Origin of the sequence: Bacillus sp. JJ1521, from assembly GCF_036965165.1 — a bacterium.
Lineage (GTDB): Bacteria > Bacillota > Bacilli > Bacillales > Bacillaceae_L > Ferdinandcohnia.
In genome coordinates this window covers 1-3,802 of the sequence record NZ_JBALOX010000203.1, presented here as the reverse complement: position 1 = coordinate 3,802, position 3,802 = coordinate 1, and the positions used below count along the sequence as shown (strand labels likewise).

General features: G+C 37.9%; 5 protein-coding genes. 1 reads left to right on the top strand and 4 read right to left on the bottom strand.

Features of this window, described 5'->3' with window-relative positions:
- A partial coding sequence (locus V7147_RS21820; protein WP_335369913.1) for a formate--tetrahydrofolate ligase occupies nt 1-576 on the bottom strand: 576 nt, incomplete at its 3' end.
- 201 nt (nt 577-777) lie between these two features.
- Between V7147_RS21820 and metA the strand changes: the two genes are divergently transcribed.
- Complete coding sequence (gene metA / locus V7147_RS21815; RefSeq protein ID WP_335369912.1) at nt 778-1,683, top strand: homoserine O-acetyltransferase MetA; 906 nt, start codon at nt 778-780, stop codon at nt 1,681-1,683.
- Nucleotides 1,684-1,715: 32 nt separating this feature from the next.
- On the opposite strand, the gene V7147_RS21810 is transcribed toward metA, so the two are convergent.
- From V7147_RS21810 to V7147_RS21800, 3 genes are all read right to left on the bottom strand, one after another.
- Nucleotides 1,716-2,396, bottom strand: a complete 681-nt coding sequence (locus V7147_RS21810; protein WP_335369911.1) for a class I SAM-dependent methyltransferase — start codon at nt 2,394-2,396, stop codon at nt 1,716-1,718.
- Between the two features lie 72 nt (nt 2,397-2,468).
- Nucleotides 2,469-3,530: an SDR family oxidoreductase gene (locus tag V7147_RS21805; RefSeq protein WP_335369910.1), complete on the bottom strand. Its 1,062-nt coding sequence runs from the start codon at nt 3,528-3,530 to the stop codon at nt 2,469-2,471.
- Nucleotides 3,531-3,579: 49 nt separating this feature from the next.
- On the bottom strand, nt 3,580-3,802 hold a 223-nt coding region (locus V7147_RS21800; RefSeq protein ID WP_335369909.1), incomplete at its 5' end, for an SCP2 sterol-binding domain-containing protein.

Genomic DNA, 3,802 nt, shown 5'->3' with positions numbered 1-3,802 from the left:
TTGGCTCGGTCCTCCAAGCCCAACAATCACATTTCGAAGAGCACGGTCATTTAAATCCACAACCCGTTTCCATGTAACTCGTCTAACATCAATTTGAAGTTCATTTCCTTGATGGATATGGTTATCAATTAAAGCAGACAACGTGTTATTCGCTGAAGTAATCGCATGAAAATCACCTGTAAAATGCAGATTGATTTCTTCCATTGGTATTACCTGTGAATATCCACCACCTGTTGCACCACCTTTTATTCCCATTGTTGGCCCAAGGGATGGTTCTCTCATCGCGATGATCGCATTTTTCCCAAGCTTAGCAAGTCCTTGTCCAAGTCCCACCGTAACGGTCGACTTTCCTTCACCAGCTGGCGTTGGGTTAATGGAAGTGACAAGAATAACTTTGCCATCCTTTTTCTTTTCAAGACGCTTCATCACATCCAGTGAAATTTTTGCTTTGTAATGACCATAGGGTTCCACTTCTTCATCAAGTAAATCAAGCTGCTGCACAATTTCCTTGATTGGCTTTACTTCAGCCTCTTGAGCAATTTCAATATCAGACTTATATTTCGTTGATAATTCCATGCGCAATTCCCCCAAGACTCGATTAGTAAAAATCATTCCTTACCATTTTATATCTTACCCTATTCAGTATCCAGGTTTAAAGAGAAACCACTAAATTTTATAGATTTCCTTGTTCTCAAACAAGCAAAGATTTTTTAATTGATATTCATATGTGAATTGTTGTAAAATTTCAATTATACGAGAATTAGGGGGATGATAGGATTGCCAATTAATATACCTCACGACCTGCCAGCTAAAGAAGTGTTAGAATCAGAAAATATATTTGTAATGGATGAGGATCGCGCCTATAGCCAGGACATTCGTCCACTTAATATAGTAATCTTAAACATAATGCCTGAAAAAGAGCGAACAGAAACTCAGCTCCTTAGACTTCTAGGAAATTCCCCTTTGCAGCTGAATATTACGCTATTATTCCCAGAAACTCATGTTGCAAAGAACACGAGAAAAAATCACCTTGATAAATTCTATACAACATTTTCTGATATTAAGCACAGAAAATTTGATGGAATGATTATTACTGGTGCACCAATCGAGCACCTCTCATTTGAAGATGTGAATTATTGGGAAGAACTCAAAGAAATCATGGAGTGGACGAAAACAAACGTAACCTCAACCTTACATATTTGCTGGGGAGCACAGGCCGGACTCTTCTATCATTATGGTGTTAAGAAATATCCACTTCCTGAAAAATGTACCGGTGTATTTCACCACCGTGTATTAAATAAAGATATTAAACTTGTAAGGGGATTTGATGATTATTATTTTGTACCACATTCCCGTTTTACAGAGGTAACACTTGAGGAAATTGAAAATGCAGAAGGCTTAACCTTGTTGTCTGCTTCTGAAGATGCAGGTGTATGTCTTGTCGCCTCAACTGATGGAAAACATATTTTCTTAACAGGACACCCCGAATATGATGTAAATACGTTAAAAGAAGAATATGAACGCGATCTAGCTAAAGGAAAGAAGATTATCCCTGTTAATTATTTTCCAAATAATGATCCAGCTAATCCACCGATACATAGCTGGAGATCGCATTCATACTTGCTGTTTGCCAACTGGCTTAATTATTATGTATATCAAGAAACACCATATGATTGGGAATAAATAGAAGGTATCTCGCAACCGAGATACCTTTTTTAATCTTTCTTTAAAATAGACACCCACATAAAAGATAATGCCTGTTTCAGCTCTTTTGGGAGCCCCTTTGTCATCTCTTTATTTACCGCATCCTTATAAACCGGTTGTCCGTCGACAACAGACCAGCCATTTTCCGAAACCAATTTTTCAAATTCCCACGGCATCATCGTGTTTTGAATGACTTTTTTACCGTATAAGCGAGGATACGCATTTTGCCGAGGTCCTGCTGTTGGTCCTAATAGTCCAACACAAAAGATACCACCTGGTGTAGTTACTCGCTTGATTTCATTAATTGCCTGCAGAGGGTCCTCTGTCCACTCAATTGAGTTGATAGCTAAAATTCCTATAAAGGTTTCATCCTCAAATGAGAGAGCAGTCAAATCAGCCTGTGTAAAGGAAAGACGCTTAGTCTCGCTTCGTTTATTTGCTTTTTCAACCATTTCTGCTGAAATATCAACACCTACCACCTGATAGCCACGCTCAGCAAGTAAAAATGAGCCATAGCCATCACCACAGCCTGCATCTAAAATCGTAGCGTCTTTTTGTATGAACTGTGAAAAGAATGGAATAATTGTTGAACGGCTCCCCGAATTCCACATTGCTTGGCTTTGCTTGCTCCAAAAATCAGCCCGACCATCCCATTGTTTTTCCGCTTCATCATGCCATTTGAAATCCGTCATCCGCTTCACCCTCTCCAATATCTACCAATTATTATACCAATAAAAAACAATGACACACCAGTCCTATTGTATCTACGTAATATGTATTTTTTTATTTTGATCATCACGATGTTGTTTATAATACATGACTATGTTTTTAACATAGTCCTTGAAATCAGGGCAAGAAACTCCACCCGTTTCAAGCACTTTTTTCGCCTCACTTGCATCATATTGCGCTGGAAGTCTAAAATATTCAACCGCTTCTTTCTCCACACCAAAAAATTTCCTCATAAAAGAAAAGGAAAGTCCAAGCTCCACTAGTTTCGGAGAAATCGTCCATGTTGGCTTTTTCCCAAGTAGTTCCTCACAAATCATGCGATATAAATCCCGTGCTTGAAATGGGTTTGGATCGGTAAAATGGAAAGTCATCCTTGTCGCTTCTTCAGCTCCCGATAAATAAACCGTAGCTTCAATCAAATAATCGTACGGTACTACATTGAATAAGACATCACCCTTTCCTAAGTAAGGAATTGGCATATAGCGAATCCGGTCCAATATCCTCATAATAAAATAAGGTCCATCAAATTTAGACGTTTCACCAGATTCAGAGTTTCCAACGGTAATGCCAGGTCGAATAATGGTATAAGGAACATCCCTTAGCTCTTGAACAAGTACCTCTGCTTTATATTTTGTTTCTTCATAATGATTTTTAAATTGCTGCCCCATCTGAAGTTCAGTTTCCAATATGAGACCGGTGCGGTCACCAGATACATAGGCTGTACTGAAATACACATATCTCTCCAAATGTTGAAGCGTTTGAACGAACTTATTCATATTTTTCGTTCCTACGACATTTACTTTTTCAGCGATTCTTTTTGGTACAGCCAAATCGTATATTGCTGCTAAATGAAACACATGGGTTAATTTTTCCCTTAGTAGTTCCCTATCATCCTTTGAAAAACCAAGTGTTTCATCAGTGATATCCCCTACTATCACCTCGACATTGCTTAATCCTTTTATTTTTTCCTTTGCTATTTCTAATTGGCTTGGAAGAACCAATAACACAAAATGAGCACCTTCGTATTTTTGCATTAATGCATGTAAAAGCCTTGTCGCCAAAAAGCCTGGAAATCCGGTCAATAAAATCTGCTTCATAGACTCACTCCCTACTAAAAACTTTAATCCACAACACTAGCTTATAATCTTATAAATATTCTTTTAAATTATATTCGCGTAAAAGTCCCTCTAGTTTAATAGCTTTGCCGATATCACCTTTTATTTTTAATTTACCTGTCATAAAAGCAGCAGTTCCATTTAGCTTTCCTAATAAAAACAGTCTAAAATTCACGAGTGTTAGAACCAATGTACAATTTGCGCCTTCCGTTTTTTCAGATACCTTAGCAATCCCATCTGATAGCTGAAGCTGG

Coding starts and splice junctions, on each gene's coding strand:
- V7147_RS21810 (WP_335369911.1), bottom strand. CDS start 2,396: ATGACGGATTTCAAATGGCATGATGAAGCGGAAAAACAATGGGATGGT.
- V7147_RS21805 (WP_335369910.1), bottom strand. CDS start 3,530: ATGAAGCAGATTTTATTGACCGGATTTCCAGGCTTTTTGGCGACAAGG.